Origin of the sequence: Edaphobacter paludis, from assembly GCF_039993895.1 — a bacterium.
In the GTDB taxonomy this organism is placed as follows: domain Bacteria; phylum Acidobacteriota; class Terriglobia; order Terriglobales; family Acidobacteriaceae; genus Edaphobacter; species Edaphobacter paludis.
In genome coordinates this window covers 193,605-207,877 of record NZ_CP121194.1, presented here as the reverse complement: position 1 = coordinate 207,877, position 14,273 = coordinate 193,605, and the positions used below count along the sequence as shown (strand labels likewise).

The following is a 14,273-nucleotide window of genomic DNA, read 5'->3' as shown; positions in this document are numbered from 1 at the left end:
AATTGTAAGACCGATGTAAGTCATCGCAGTAGCAATACGATAGTCCGCATGATGATTAGGGCGGTTCGTCAAGACGACCATCCGATGATCAACTTCGATGGGAACTGGTTACGACGGGTAGACGGTAAGTAATATAGAGCAACTACATTCTTCTCCAAAACGAGATGAGGGACCCCTTTTGTGAACATTGCAGGTATAGAACGTCTGGCAGCGCCGCTCTCGATTCAACGGCTCGCCAAGAACCTGGCGGTGGCGGTGGTCGCCGTTCTTTTATCTTCGACGCAAGTCTCGGCCCAAAATCTAACACCTTCCGTCTGGCAAGGGATCCTGCGTAACAAAGCAGGCGCGTCCATGGCTGGGGCAGTCGTCCACTTGAAAGGAAAGGATCGAAAGATCGAGGCGGCCACCGGCGGCGATGGACACTTTTTGCTGGAGGGAGTAGCCACTGGGTCCTACCAGCTTTCCGTTGAGGTGAATGATCACACCGTTGAATACGCTCGACCCATCAACATTTCCGATGCGGCACCGGAGGTTGTTCTTACGCTCTCGGACCAGAAGAGTCTCGCCGTAAGTTCGCTGAGCGAGCAGCATACGGCGACTGGCGGCGAGGCGCTTTCAAGTCAGGCGGTGAGCGAGCTTCCGCTGAACAAGCGCGACTTCAGCCAGTTGTTGCTGCTGGCCGCCGGAACCATGACGGATACGAACGGCGCCACCAATTTCACCCAGCAGTTTGCCATCAATGGTCAGCGCGGCGTGGAGGCCGTGTTCGCAATGGACGGCGCCGACATCAGCGATCCCGAGATGGGCGGCTCGACTTTCTCTAACTTCAACGTCGATGCAGTGCAGGAGATTCGGTCCAGTTCGGGATGGATGCCCGCAGAGATTGGCCGAGGCGCAGCCGGTTTCACCAACATCATTACCCGATCGGGTAGCAGCGGATTTCATGGGTCGGTATTCGAGTTTGTCAGAAACTCCGCGTTCGATGCTCGCAACTACTTCGATCACGCTTCGGCTGAACATCCCGAGCGGATTCCGCCGTTTCGCCGGAACGAGTTCGGATTTACAAATGGCGGCCCCATACGCATACCCGGTATCTACGATGGGCGCGGCAGGACATACTATTTTGGGCAATATCAGGGCTTTCGACAGGTACTTGGAACCACCCAGGTCTTCCCCGTACCCACGGCAGAAGAGCGCATGGGGAGAGACACGACGGCCTTTCCCGGAGATACGCTAATCGTGCCTGTGGACCCTGGCATCGCCAAGGTTCTGGCACGATACCCGTTGCCTAATCTTCCGACCGGTTCGTATGGGGTGCACACCTATGCGACTTCATCCAAGGTAGTCACTAACGCGGACCAATTCTCCATTCGACTGGACCACAATCTCTCCGAAAAAAATCACCTCTTCATCAGATTCAACCTCAACAATCTGACCGGGCCCACCACCAATCCTGACCAGACCGCGATTGATCCTTCGTTTGGCATTCAATACATCGACAGACAGAGAAATGTAGTCGCGAATTTCACCCGCACAGTATCGCCACGTTTCACAATGGAATCATCCCTGAGCATTACGCGGAGTACACCCTCGTTCCCTACCCCAAACCGAACTGATCCAGGGCTGAAATTCAGTGACGGATCTTTCGAGGCTTTCAATTCTGCCGCGGGATCCGTCGTGACCTCGTTTGGCAATTTATTTCAGGGACAGCAGAACTTCACTGTAACCACACCACGCCATTCCTTTAAATTTGGCGGCGAGGTTCGTTTGAACCGGGACAGCTCGTACTTCGGCACCAGCCCGAACGGCGAATATGATTTCGGCGGCGGCACCGCATATGCGCGAGCCGATATATCCTCGCAGAGCGGAACCCATGATATCCACGCCGGCGATCCATTGCCGGATACGTTAACCGGGCTGCTTTCGGGAAGCCCCTTTGTCTACACGGTTGCGGTTGCACCGAGCTATTTCTCTAACGGAGAACATATTGGAGCAGCAGCAGTCAGCCGAAACACGGGAACTATTTACGCGCAGGATAGCTGGAAGCTGAATGATCACTTTGTCCTCGACTATGGAGTCCGTTGGGAGATCTATACACCGATCTCAGAGCGTGCGAAGCGAACATCGAGCTTCTTAAACGTGGGCGACGCGCAAAAATTTGTTGTCAACCCGCAGCCGAGGTACAAAACAAACCTTGACGGCTGGGGACCGCGAGTACAGCTGACATGGCGCGAATCACAGCAGTTGCAATTTCATGCGGGCGGCGCCGTGACTGTCATTCCGCCAAACCTCTGGCAGGACAACTACCTTACCGGATCCACGCCGTTTGTCGTCTACCCCAGACTGACGGCGGCAAAGGGAGCACCCGTTCCATTTGGCTTCCAAATTACTCCTGCGCAGTTACCTCGTGCTTATACACCAGCGGGCGTAGACATCTTCGCGAGCGGCAATACAAAGGAAGTGGCTCCCAACACGGTCATGGATGTTGATCGTTACCAGAAGGATGTAGCGGCGCTTACGCCAAGCCATGTCGTCAGCCCACTCGCGCTCGGCGGAATTGACCGGTCCTTTGGCAATGGAACGTTATACACCTGGACCGCTGGCCTGGAGAGGAGCTACGGAGGTCTGACCGCCGATCTGAACTACGTCGGAACGGCGGGAGTAAAGCTGCCGCGAACAAGTTTTCCGAACGCCTATCCCGGCGCAGCTTCTGGCTTCGCCCCCTACACGCAGTTCGACTCTTCGGGCAACGTTATCGGCGGATTCGGCCTCGAAAGCATCATTACGGCGACGGCCCACTCGACGTATCACGCGCTGCAGGCTTCCCTCTCTGGAACGGTGGGGCATGGAGGCCCCAGCCTTCAGGCCAGCTATACCTGGGGCAAGGCGATCGACGACACAAGCTCAGTCTCCGGCGGGTTGGGAGCAACCGGCGCTGTGGCTCAAGCCTACTCGCAAGATCCCTTCGACACCCATCCTGAAAAGGGCCCCGCGACGTTTGATGTTGGGCAGGCTTTTACGTTGAGCGCAGTTCAGGATCTCCATACCGAAAATTGGATTGGCCTCGACAAAGTCAATCGCAAGGTAACCGCCGGATGGCAGGTTCTGGGCATCTCGACGATCACGAGCGGCTCTCCGTTCACCGTCTACTCCGGTGTCCAGCAGACAGGTGCTGGTTCTTACGGTGCTGACCGCCCGGACCAGATCTCAAAACCTCACCTTTCTACAGCAAGAAAAATCCGCGAAGACTACTTTGGAAGGGGCGCGAACAATGCTTCTTTCTTCTCGATCCCGATCAATCTACCTGGCGGCACTGGCCCGAACAAAGGCCGATTCGGAACTCTTGGAAGAAATACGTTTCGCGGCCCAGCCTTTTACAACTACGACTTCGCCTTCATCAAGGACACACCTTTCGGCAAGCGAAAGAGTGGAGCAGAACTGGTAAATTTACAATTTCGTTCGGAGTTCTTCAACCTCTTCAACATCGTGACGATGGGGCTTCCCGCCAACACACTTGAGGGTGCCGGGTTCGGCATCATCAGTAAGACCGCGGGCAATTCGCGCCAGATTCAATTTTCTTTGAAGCTTATCTATTGACCCGAAGCAGTAGCCTGCGTATAGGAGGTCTGCGGGATTGGCTGGCGATCGATTCCCGGCCCCTCCCACAACAGAACAGGTTGGTCTGCAGGAGCGCCAGGCAACGTCTCTGCATTTTCAATTCCAGGTTGGCGCTCGATCCGAATACGATGCTCGCCGGCAGTAAGGACCGCGCTCACCCGCACTGGTTGCACAGCATCGCCTGTTGAACCGCAGACCTGGGCACGTGGTTTTGGGGAGTGATGAGGTTCGAGACCGTCGATGGCGATTGTTGCATCCGTGCTGGTGAGAAGCGTGAAGGTATAGCCTCCGTTCGCAGGTATGTGGAGAAGCCGCTCGAACACTTTCCCGTCAGACGTTCCGGCGGTGGTTCCAACTGGCGAATTACCTTCCGCCTGCGCTGCATGCGAGTCGTTCGACGCGTTCGAGATGACGAGAGATTGGCTGCCCCAGGCCTGCTCACCCTGAGCATCCACAATATGCAGCAGAACGCGGAACCGGCCAGTGCCATCCAGCAACGTGCCCTTTGCGTCCGGGAAGGCATGATGAACCTCGCGGCCTTCTCCGCGCGAGCCATCTCCAAAGAGCCATTCGAAGCTGCGGCCCTCGCGTGCGGGTTCGTCCGCCGTGAAGACAATCCGCTGCCTGGGCTTCAGAAAGCTACGTGTATAGGTGAAGTGGGCGGTGATCGCAGAAGGACTCACTTCGGGCTGCGCAGCGCCATCCGCGACGTTCGGCACGGCGTCAAGATATCCCTGCAACGGTGCACCGCGCAATCGCACCCCGGAGACGTCTCCCTTAACTTCAGAGGGAACCATTCCGGGGCCATCCATTGCCCAGATATCTTCGAAGCTAATATCACGAACGCTAGGCCCAGGCTGGCGAATCTGAAAGAGAGAGTACCAGTCTTCGAGACGGATGTTCTTGAAGGTGTAGTCGCGGTGCGAACCCTTTCCGTCCGGGTCGGCCCATAGTTCAAAGAAGGCGAATGGCACTTTGCAACTGCCGGAGCCCGTCTGCAGGACATCCATATCGCTCATATGAAAGTGCGCGCTATTAAATGTCTTTTCCGGCCACGCAGCGCGTATGGTGTTGGAGATGCTGGTAGACACGATCGTATTTTCGATCGTTATATTACTGACATTGTGACCAGGGATGCGCATCAGCGCAAGATCGTAGCCGTCCCAGTTTCCCTCCATTGCAAAGTCATCGTCCGAGGCCCGGAAGAAACTGTTGCGTATCGTCGTGTCGCCTCCACCCAGCCAATCCACTCCATCCTGATTGGCGTCATTTGGATTCCCGCCGATCACCTTGATGTTATAGAAGCCAATCTTGCGGGAGTCACGCATTTGTATCTGCCAACTCCGGCTGCGTGTAATACAGATCTATCTCAATGTTGTGGGCGTTATCCATCACGACCACATGCCAGTTCGTCTTGTGCATCCAGCCTTCGTCGTCGTGCGGATTTTGCGGGCCGTCATAGATGATCACGCCATTACCCAGGACATGAACATCGTGCACTCGCCAGATATTGAGCGAACCGAAGACGACTGCGCCGCCGGCGAGGTAGATCGTGTCTCCGGAATGTGCGTCGATATTTTCGCGATGCACACCAGGACCGTAATAACGGACGCCCGGCGTTTTTGAAGTGATACCGGAATGATCGGGTGGATTGGCGAAGAGGAAAAGAATATCGCCATCCGCAAAGTGGTCGCCAGGCCGAGTGATCATGAGCTTGGAATCAGCGCTCATGGGGAAGGTGATCGTGGCGCCATGCCGTACAGGCCGAAGGCCAAAACGCATGGGCTGGATTTCGACTCCTGCATCCCAATAGTGAGGATCGCTTGCGGTCACCGAGACGGTGACAGGCCTGTCCGTATTGAAGTTGAGGAGATAGTAGCCGCTGGCCGCGTGTAGTACGTCCGTGCTTTGTCCATCGATGCGTACGCGGAAGTGCGACGAGCTTACCTCTGCCGGAATTGGATAGAGCGTGGCCCGCGATTGCGAATTGCTGGCGAATGCGACGCCACCGACGAGCAGGAAGACGATTAGAAGAACACTGTTGGCAAAGTGAACAAACAATTCGACGGGAGACGAAGAATGCGTGCCATCTGCTGCGTATGTAACTTCATACATTTGGACTGCTACCCCGCCTGCGCCGTCTTGTCCCTGTGGATACAACAATCGATTTCCCATCCACACTCCCTTTACTCCCTTTAAAATTCAAAGCTATCCAGCTTGAAGCAATCACAGAACGAGCAAAGACCCCTCCCATGGGGACGGGTCTTTGGTTTTTAAGCACTGCAAACTTAAGGTCGAACGACAAGATCGTTTGCCAACTTGAAGTGAACAATCGACTCCGCTGGAATCTCGATGTCCCGGTTACCCGTCAGTCCCGCTACGGCGGTACCCGCGCCTGCGCCAGCCAGCCCACCGATCAGCAGCCCGGTGCCACCAGTGGCCACGCCGCCAATCAGCATTCCAAGCCCGCTGCCGCCGCCGATAAACGCCGCCGACCGCTTGCCCTTGCCCTTTTTGGTTCGCGTGAGATCTCGCGTATCCAGACGGTACTCATTGCCATTGAGCGTCAGCGAAGTCAGCCGCAGTTCCAGAATGGACGCACCCTTGAAGTGGCCTCGCCGGTGTGAGGCCTCAATTATGCCGTTGACAGGTGTTCCCTTTGGAAGCACCACCCGGTTGTTGTCTCCGACGACAGGCTCAGCCATCTCGCCGTCGAACCGGTCACCGGCGCGGTTCGTCTTCACGCTGATGCGCTGATTGATGCGTACGGTCAGGTTTGTCCCTGCGAGAACGCTCACCTCGGCGGGTTGAGCCGGCTGAACTACCGGAGGGCCGCCAGGCACGGCTGCTACAGGCTGCGCAGCTGCCCCGTTCTGTCCCGCGATTGCAGGTTGTCCCGGCGCTATAGCAGGCTCGGAAGCCACGGTAGAAGTATTGCCCGGTGCGCCAGCAGCCGGAGTGGTCGTCGTCGTGACGGCCTCCGCAGTCTGTCCCGGTGCCGGGGGTTGTACCGTCACCGTGGTTGTATTCCCATTCTTGTCGACCGATACCACTTGCTGCGCTTGACCCGTGGCTGCAGCCTGCTTCTTCGCAGCATCAATCGCCGCATCTTCTTTGGACTTGCATCCCGCCAGCAATGTCAGCGCCAACGCTAGAGATCCCGTACACTTCAAAAACTTTCCAGAATTCATTCTTGGCCCTCATCCTTGTATCAGAATCTTACAGGTACTTCGTGCAAAACGATCTCCAATGCCCTCAGACCTTGCAAAGATGATCGTTTTCTCCACCTGACCGTTTTGCAGCCAGAGGGTTTACGATGGAGCCAATGAGCGACATAATCCGCCGACCACAGCTCGCGCACCTCACTGCCCAGCTCGACGACTTGAAACAGCGCGGGACTTACTTCAAACTTCGTATTCTCGAGGACGAGCAGGCTGCGGTCTGCACCTATGACGGTAAGCGGGTCATCAACCTCGCTTCCAACAACTACCTCGGTCTCTGCAATCATCCAAAGCTGCGTGAAGCGGCCATCGCCGCCACGCAGAAATACGGCGTCGGCTCGGGGGCAGTGCGCACTATCGCAGGGACGATGCGCATCCATATGGAGCTTGAAGAGAAGATCGCCGCCTTCAAAGGGGTCGAAGCCTGTGTCGTCTTTCAATCGGGGTTCACCGCCAATGCGGGCACCGTCTCGTCCATCCTCGGCAAAGACGACTTCATCCTCTCCGATGAACTGAACCATGCCAGCATCATCGATGGCGCTCGTCTTTCGCGTGCGAAGATCAAGGTCTTCCGCCACAAGGATGTCGCCCACGCCGAAGAACTCCTCAAAGAGATTCAGCACGAGCCGGGTCACAAACTTCTCATCACTGACGGCGTGTTTTCGATGGACGGCGACATCGGCCCCGTAGACAAGCTCTGCGACCTCGCCGACAAATACGGAGCCATCATGATGGTCGATGATGCCCACGCCTCAGGCGTGCTCGGCCGCAACGGGCGCGGCAGCGTCGATCACTTTCACTGTACGCAGCGCGTCGATGTGCAGGTAGGGACACTCTCCAAAGCCATTGGATCGCTCGGCGGGTATGTCTGCGGCAGCCGCGATCTCATCGACTACCTCTACCACCGCGCCCGTCCTTTTCTCTTTTCCACCTCGCATCCACCGTCTGTCGCGGCTACCTGCATCGCGGCGTTCGATCTGCTTGAGGCCGAACCTGAACGCATTCAGCGTCTCTGGGACAATACCAACTACTTCAAGCAGCAACTTACTGCCGCGGGCTTCGACACCGGGGGCCGCACAACGCCCGCCAGCGAAACGCCGATCACTCCCATCATCGTCGGCGATGGCCGACAGACGATGGACTTCAGCCGCGCTCTCTTCGACGCTGGCCTCATGGCCACGGGTATAGCCTTCCCCACCGTTCCCGAAGGCAAGGCCCGGATCCGCACCATTATGACCAGCGAGCACACCCGCGGGCAGGTCGATCAGGCGCTCGAGATCCTCACCGACACGGCAAAGAAGATGAACATCCTCAACCCATGACCCAGTGATGAACCGGAAGGGCCGCCTTATCCGAAAACCTAATCCCCTCTGAATCAATAACATCCCATAATAAATCCGCAGCCGCGAGTCTATTTCTCCGAAATCGCGTCTGATATGACAATGCCCTTTAACTTACGACACTCTCGAAAATTGGCGCCGACGTGTGTCGCTGCTCTGTATCTAGCCCTCTTCATTGCTCAGGTTCCAGCCCAGCAACTCATCGCTGCCAGCTCATCGACAGACTCCGCCAGCAACTCCGCACTACCCGACGCGCCGGGCACGCCCCTCGATCAGCAGTCTGATCGAATCACATCGACCCAGCCACCGCTGACGACCACCAATCCCGACGCCGTCAGCCCGAATGGCACCCAACAAACCAAGCGCATCCTTGGCGTCATGCCAAACTTTCGTTCCGTATCCGCCGATGTCAAACTTCCTCCGCAAACCGCGGGGCAGAAGTTCATCAATGCCGGCAAGGACACCTTCGATTACTCCTCCCTCCTCATCGCCGCCATCCAGGCCGGTGAAGCCATGAACGACAAGTCCTATCCCGAGTGGCACCAGGGTGTCGCAGGTTATAGCAGATACTACTGGCACACCCTCGCCGATACGGCCAGCGAAAACTTCATGGTGGGCGGTGTTGGTCCTGCTCTCTTCCACCAGGACAACCGCTTCTACACTTTGGGCCACGGCGGCTTCCGCAGACGCGCCTTCTATGCTGCCACTCGCGTCCTCATCACGCGCAAAGACGACGGTGACAACACCTTCAACTATTCCGAGATCATCGGATCAGGAGCCGCGTCAGGAGCGTCCACGCTCTACTACCCGACCCAGTACCGCACCTGGACCAAAGTCGGCCAGAAGTGGCTCACCAGCTGCATCATCGACTCAGCAAATTACACCTTCAAAGAGTTCTGGCCGGACATCAACAAGAAAGTCTTCCACACCCACTAAATACTGCGACATCAGATGAAGCCACGGCATGCCCGACGAGCGTTTTCTGGCGCTCTTTATAATCCTGACTATGGCGGCTGCTCTTACTCCCGATCAACAGATTCAGGCGTTGCGTGATGAGCTTCGTCAACATGAGTATCTTTATTATGTTCTGGATGCGCCGAAGCTGACTGACGCGCAGTATGACGCGCTAATGAATCGGCTGAAGAAGCTGGAGGCCGAGCATCCGGATCTGATCACGGCGGACTCGCCGACGCAGCGTGTGGGTGGCAAGCCGCGTGAGGGGTTTGTAAAGACACCGCACTCGCGGCCGATGTTGTCGCTGGACAATGCATATAACGAAGAGGAGCTGCGGGCATGGGACCTGCGGGTGCGCGAGGCGCTGCCAAGCTCGGAGACGGTGCGGTATGTGTGCGAGCTGAAGCTGGATGGACTTTCGCTGGCCTTGCATTATGCAGCGGGTGCATCTGGTGCGGCGCATCTGGTGCGGGGGCTTACGCGCGGGGATGGCTCGATTGGCGAGGACGTCACCAGCAATGTACGCACGATTCGATCGGTGCCCCTAAGTATTTCGGTGGCGAAGCTGAAGGCGGCGGGGTTGCCGCAGACGTTTGAGGTGCGGGGCGAGGTAGTGCTGCCCCAGTCGGCGTTCGTGAAGATGAATGAAGAGCGCGAGGCACAGGGGTTGGCGCCAGCGGCAAATCCGAGGAACGCAGCGGCTGGGACGATCCGCACGCTGGAGCCGAACATTGTGGCGCAGCGGCGGCTGGATTTCTACGCATACTTTTTGTTGCGGGATGGCGAGATGCTGTTGGAGTCGCAGTCGGATACGCTGGAGTCGCTACGGGCGTCGGGCTTCAGGGTAAATCAGTATGCGAAGACGGTGAATGACATCGATGCGGTGGTGAAGTTTATCGCCGATGCGGAGCCGCTACGCGACACGCTGGGCTATGAGATCGATGGCGTGGTGATTAAGGTGGACGCCACGGCGCAGCAGCGGCGGCTGGGGTTTACGGGCAAGGCTCCTCGATGGGCGATTGCTTATAAGTTCGCTGCGCGTGCGGGGATTACGCAGCTTGAGGATGTGTTGTTTCAGGTGGGTCGGACAGGCAAGGTGACTCCCGTAGCGGCGTTGGCGCCAGTGTCGATTGGCGGGACGACGGTGACGCGGGCGACGCTGCACAATGCGGATGAGATTGCCCGGCTGGGCGTTCGTATCGGCGACTTTGTACAGGTGGAGCGCGGCGGGGATGTGATTCCGAAGATCGTTATGGTGGTGGATGACGCGGTGCATCCTCGCGGGACTAAAGAGATTGTGTTTCCGGAGAAGTGTCCGGTGTGCGGAAGCGATCTGAAGAAAGTGGTGGGTGAGGTTGACTGGCGGTGCGTGAACAACTCATGTCCGGCACGGGTGCGAGAGGAGTTGCTGCATTGGGCAGCACGGGGTGTGATGAATATCGAAGGTCTGGGAGATGCGATGGTGGCGCAGCTGCTGGGCCAAAGTGCGGAGTTGGGTGGCGGAGTGGACGAAGCGGTGACGGATGAGGGTGCGCCGGTCGAGATTCGTAAACCGCTTATCCATACGATTGGCGATCTGTACCGGTTGAAGCGCGAGAAGCTATTGGGGCTGGAGCGCGTTGGGGAGAAGACGGCGGATGCGCTGCTGGCTCAGATTGAGCAATCGAAGAGCGCAGGGCTGGCACGAGTGCTGCTGGGGCTGGGAATACGGTTTGTAGGAGAGAGGACGGCGCAGCTTCTGGCAGAGCACTTCGGTTCGATGGATGCGTTAATGAACGCCTCGGCGGAGGAGTTGGAGGCTGTGAATGAGGTGGGACCAAAGGTGGCGCAGGCAATTGTGGAGTTCTTTGCGGTGGAGAAGAATCTGCAGTTGGTGCGTGACCTGGAGTCATTGGGCCTCAGGCTTACGGCTGAGAAGCGGGTTAAGACTTCGACGCTGGAAGGGCTGACGTTTGTGTTGACGGGGACGCTGCCGAATCTTACGCGGGAGGCGGCGAAGGAGAAGATCGAATCGGCCGGGGGGAAGGTTTCAGGTAGTGTCAGCAAGAAGACCAGCTATGTGGTTGCCGGAGAAGAGGCCGGATCGAAGCTGGATAAGGCCAATTCGCTGGGGGTTTCGGTGATCGATGAAGCCGGGTTGCTGGCGCTGGTGGATGGCTAAAGAGTGCGCCTGAGAAAGAGGCTCCATAACCTTCCCCGCATATTCGACAAAGTTTTTCACCTCGGCAGCATTGGCTCGAAACATTCGTGAGGACTGAGTGTCTATAGCTCCATGAGAACGCAGGGCTGCTTTTTGCGGATGCTGGCTGTTTCAACTGGATTAGGGCTGGCGCTCGCTGGCGTGGGCGCTGGGGCGCAGGGGACGAATCCCGCACCGGAAGCGTCTGCGAAGACCCCCACCATCGAGGTGGATGCGCGGCTGGTCAATCTGCCGGTGGTCGTGCGCGACAAGAAAAACGCGCTGGTCCAGACTCTCGCCAAAGAGGATTTTTCCTTACAGGTGGACGGGCATCCGCAGACGATCCGCTACTTCGACAAGGACACCAACCTGCCGCTGACGCTGGGGTTGCTGGTCGACACCAGCCGTTCTGTCGCCAATATGCTCGATGAGGAGCGAACGGCAAGCGGTGCTTTTCTGGATGGGATGCTGGCATCCGATAAGGATCGGGCGTTTGTCATTCAGTTCGCGCATCAGACGGAGCTGTTGCAGGACCTGACTGCTTCGAAACCGAAGTTGCAGGCTGCGCTCAAGGAGCTTGAGGTGGACACCTCTGGCAGCCGAGATTCGAGCGACACGGATAGCGCGGACAACAACCAGCGGAGGTCCGCCCGAGGGGGAACAACGCTTTACGATGCGGTTTTCCTTGCTTCCGACGAACTGATGGCAAAGCAGCAAGGGCGAAAGGCTCTGGTGCTCTTGACCGATGGCGTGGATCGAGGAAGCAAGGAAAGCCTGACAAGCGCGATCGAGGCAGCGCAGCGGGCCGACACCATTCTTTACGCGATCTACTTCAAGGGAGAACAGCAACGAAGCCAAGACAACCGCGGCGGGTTTCCCGGCGGAGGCGGCAGGCGCGGCGGAGGCATCGGATTTCCAGGCGGCGGCTATCCGGGTGGGGGCGGAGGTTACCCTGGCGGAGGCGGTGGACGAAACGGGGGCGGTGGCTATCCGGGCGGTGGACGTGGTGGCGAAACCCGCGTCGATGGTAAGAAGATTCTGGAGCGAATGACAAGCGAGACTGGTGGGCGCGTATTTGAGTTCAGTAAGAAGCAGACCGTTGCAGATATCTATAAGCAGATCGCCGAGGAACTTCGCGCACAGTACCGACTTGGTTTCACTCCAGACAAAGAGACTGCCTCAGATGGATATCACGAAATCGAGTTGACGGCTCCCAAGGACAAGAACGTGTTTATCCAGACTCGAGATGGTTATTACACCGGCAAGTAGATTCTCCCTGCTCCCTGTGCAACTATCTCTTTAATCGGTTGCCTTGCCGCCAAGTTTGACGAGGACAAGGCCTTGCGGTGGGATGGCGATAGTGAGGCTGCCGTTTTTGAGTGATGAAGCTTCCGGCGGCGAGGGCTTGCCTGCTTCGCGGAGTTTGGCGATTTGATCGCGGCTGGGGAACGCGGGGCGCCCCATTGCGTCGTAGGTCTTGAGCACGTTGCCGTGGTCGGCGTCGAGTCGCCAGATTTCTATAGGTGCAGTCGAGGCTGCGCCTTCCAGCTTGAGAATAAAGGTTTTAGATGGGGCGGCGGTCGCTGGTGGAGGGGTGTAGGCCGCACCAGTGCCGTAGGGTGCCGCATAGTTCCAAAGCGCGACTGCGATGGAACCGTCCGCGCTGCGGGTGGCGAGGGCGGAGTCGGAGTCAAGCTTAATACGGCGGTCGCCCAAATGGTGAAGCATGGCAAAGGCGTTAAGCGCGGGCTTGGGGATGTCGTCTTCAGCAAGAAGACCGAAGCCGCCGTAGAACGGTGTGCGCACGACGCCCTGCTCTTCAAAGACATCGGAGAAAGACCAGTAGCTCATGGACTGGGTAAGACCGTCGCACTGGCTGATGGTGGTGGCCAGCCAGGGCCCCATGTAGATGCTGTCGGTTACGTCGGGCTCGTTGGCGTAGCTGGCGTTGTACTCGCTCATGATGAGCGGGATTTTGGGGTAGGGCGAGGCGGTGATTTCGTTGTGCACCATCTTGACGGCGCGGCAGACCATGCGGTCGCGGGGAATGTTCTCGTCGGTGCCGAGGACGTTCTTTGCGGTGTCGTTGCCGTAGACGTGGGTGCTGACGAAATCGACGGGGATATTGTTCTGCTTGCAGTGATCGAGGAATGCGGCGACCCATGCGGCTTGCGCGGTTGAGGGGCCGCCAACGCGGAGGCGGCTGTTGACCTTCTTGATAGCGCGAGCGGTGTGATCGTATAGCTCGAAGTAGGTGGGCTGTTTCGGGTTGCCGCCCCAGAAGTCGATGTTGGGCTCGTTCCAGACCTCGAAATCCCACTGCGCTACTTCGTCAATGCCGTAACGGTCGACGAGATGTTGGGCGAAGGCGGTGATCATGTCGTCCCAGAGCTTATAGTCCTTTGGCGGGGAGACGTTCTGTTTGTACCAGAAGGCGTGCAGCGCGTTGGGGTCGGAGGCCATCTTCTTCGGCATGAAGCTGAGTTCGACGAAAGGACGGACACCATTGGCCAGAAGGCCATCGTAGATATGGTCGATGTAAGAGAAGTTGTAGATTCCTGCATCCGATGCCTCGGGGGCCGCTTCGGCGTTCGTCATCTGGGCAAACTTGATGGGCTTGCGGTCGGGGTCGTAGAGACCGACGTCATCCATGAAAATGCCGTGGAAGCGAACCGATTTGAAGTCGGTGGCTTGCTTTACGGTGCGGAGGTCTTCGCGATAGTCCTGACGAAGCGAGAGGATGGCGCGGCCAGAGCCGAAGGTCTGTTCCCAGAAGTGGGGGAAGGGAGTGGTGGGCGCTTTCGTATTGACGCTGATGGTCTCTATCTTCGATGCGCTGGGGGCCTGGGCTGGAGATTGGAGCCCCATGCAGAAAGAGAGGAGGACTGCTGAGCCCACAGACGGTAGGTGGCGTGAAAATAAGTTCATCGAGCGCTCCAGATGTTTAGTTGAAAGGCGGAG

The 14,273-nt window shown here is 57.6% G+C and carries 9 protein-coding genes; 5 read left to right on the top strand and 4 right to left on the bottom strand.

Translation table 11 applies throughout. The features are described from left to right. Positions 1 to 180 precede the first annotated feature (180 nt). The gene (locus tag P4G45_RS00750) at positions 181 to 3,597 is read left to right on the top strand and encodes a TonB-dependent receptor (protein WP_348267788.1); all 3,417 of its coding nucleotides are present in this window, start codon (positions 181 to 183) and stop codon (positions 3,595 to 3,597) included. Here P4G45_RS00750 and P4G45_RS00745 read toward each other — a convergent pair. From P4G45_RS00745 to P4G45_RS00735, 3 genes are all read right to left on the bottom strand, one after another. Next, positions 3,591 to 4,946 (bottom strand): hypothetical protein, encoded by a 1,356-nt coding sequence (locus P4G45_RS00745; RefSeq protein WP_348267787.1) that lies wholly within the window; start codon positions 4,944 to 4,946, stop codon positions 3,591 to 3,593. The two genes, P4G45_RS00750 and P4G45_RS00745, sit on opposite strands and share 7 nt — an antisense overlap. After that, positions 4,939 to 5,733 (bottom strand): hypothetical protein, encoded by a 795-nt coding sequence (locus P4G45_RS00740; RefSeq protein ID WP_348267786.1) that lies wholly within the window; start codon positions 5,731 to 5,733, stop codon positions 4,939 to 4,941. The genes P4G45_RS00745 and P4G45_RS00740 overlap by 8 nt, the downstream gene beginning before the upstream one ends. Positions 5,734 to 5,906: 173 nt before the next feature. After that, positions 5,907 to 6,809: a hypothetical protein gene (locus tag P4G45_RS00735; protein WP_348267785.1), complete on the bottom strand. Its 903-nt coding sequence runs from the start codon at positions 6,807 to 6,809 to the stop codon at positions 5,907 to 5,909. 134 nt (positions 6,810 to 6,943) lie between these two features. Here P4G45_RS00735 and P4G45_RS00730 point away from each other — a divergent pair, with 134 nt between their 5' ends. The 4 genes from P4G45_RS00730 to P4G45_RS00715 all read left to right on the top strand — a co-directional run bounded on the left by P4G45_RS00730 (position 6,944) and on the right by P4G45_RS00715 (position 12,581). Further along, on the top strand, positions 6,944 to 8,161 hold the full coding sequence (locus P4G45_RS00730; protein WP_348267784.1) for a glycine C-acetyltransferase: 1,218 nt from the start codon (positions 6,944 to 6,946) through the stop codon (positions 8,159 to 8,161). Between the two features lie 150 nt (positions 8,162 to 8,311). After that, complete coding sequence (locus tag P4G45_RS00725; RefSeq protein ID WP_348267783.1) at positions 8,312 to 9,115, top strand: hypothetical protein; 804 nt, start codon at positions 8,312 to 8,314, stop codon at positions 9,113 to 9,115. Positions 9,116 to 9,185: 70 nt separating this feature from the next. Next, positions 9,186 to 11,294, top strand: coding sequence for an NAD-dependent DNA ligase LigA (gene ligA / locus P4G45_RS00720; RefSeq protein ID WP_348269197.1), 2,109 nt, complete (start codon positions 9,186 to 9,188; stop codon positions 11,292 to 11,294). A 138-nt stretch (positions 11,295 to 11,432) separates the two neighbouring features. After that, a complete protein-coding gene (locus P4G45_RS00715) occupies positions 11,433 to 12,581 on the top strand; it encodes a VWA domain-containing protein (protein WP_348267782.1) in 1,149 nt (382 codons plus the stop codon). A gap of 30 nt (positions 12,582 to 12,611) precedes the next feature. Here the strand turns inward: P4G45_RS00715 and P4G45_RS00710 are convergent, their stop codons facing one another. Continuing rightward, positions 12,612 to 14,240: a glycosyl hydrolase family 39 gene (locus P4G45_RS00710; RefSeq protein ID WP_348267781.1), complete on the bottom strand. Its 1,629-nt coding sequence runs from the start codon at positions 14,238 to 14,240 to the stop codon at positions 12,612 to 12,614. Between the last annotated feature and the right edge of the window lie 33 nt (positions 14,241 to 14,273).

Coding starts and splice junctions, on each gene's coding strand:
- P4G45_RS00745 (WP_348267787.1), bottom strand. CDS start 4,946: ATGCGTGACTCCCGCAAGATTGGCTTCTATAACATCAAGGTGATCGGC.
- P4G45_RS00740 (WP_348267786.1), bottom strand. CDS start 5,733: ATGTATGAAGTTACATACGCAGCAGATGGCACGCATTCTTCGTCTCCC.
- P4G45_RS00735 (WP_348267785.1), bottom strand. CDS start 6,809: ATGAATTCTGGAAAGTTTTTGAAGTGTACGGGATCTCTAGCGTTGGCG.
- P4G45_RS00730 (WP_348267784.1), top strand. CDS start 6,944: ATGAGCGACATAATCCGCCGACCACAGCTCGCGCACCTCACTGCCCAG.
- ligA (WP_348269197.1), top strand. CDS start 9,186: ATGGCGGCTGCTCTTACTCCCGATCAACAGATTCAGGCGTTGCGTGAT.
- P4G45_RS00715 (WP_348267782.1), top strand. CDS start 11,433: ATGCTGGCTGTTTCAACTGGATTAGGGCTGGCGCTCGCTGGCGTGGGC.
- P4G45_RS00710 (WP_348267781.1), bottom strand. CDS start 14,240: ATGAACTTATTTTCACGCCACCTACCGTCTGTGGGCTCAGCAGTCCTC.